This is a genomic window from Shigella sp. FC1967 (assembly GCF_001743005.1).
Classification (GTDB): Bacteria; Pseudomonadota; Gammaproteobacteria; order Enterobacterales; family Enterobacteriaceae; genus Proteus.
In genome coordinates this window covers 1-268 of the sequence record NZ_MIIZ01000203.1, presented here as the reverse complement: position 1 = coordinate 268, position 268 = coordinate 1, and the positions used below count along the sequence as shown (strand labels likewise).

General features: G+C 45.9%; 1 pseudogene. It reads left to right on the top strand.

The window, feature by feature from the left end:
- Positions 1-268 (top strand): annotated as a pseudogene (locus BHE89_RS01860) (RNA-guided endonuclease InsQ/TnpB family protein); the annotation flags it as partial.

Sequence of the window (268 nt, the reverse complement as noted above, 5' to 3'; positions counted from 1 at the left end):
CGGCGAATATGATGAAAAACCACTGTCTGGCTCGCGCTATCGGTGATGCAGGCTGGCATGGTTTTATCACAAAAGCTGGAATATAAAGCCGCAGAAAAAAGGCGTCCATCTGGTAAAACTGGAGCAATGGTTTGCCAGTTCGAAAACCTGTCATTGTTGCGGTCATAAGATGTCAGAAATGCCACTACATAAGCGTATCTGGCAATGCCCTGAATGTGGAGTTGAACATGACCGAGATATCAATGCGGCAATCAATATCCGACACAAG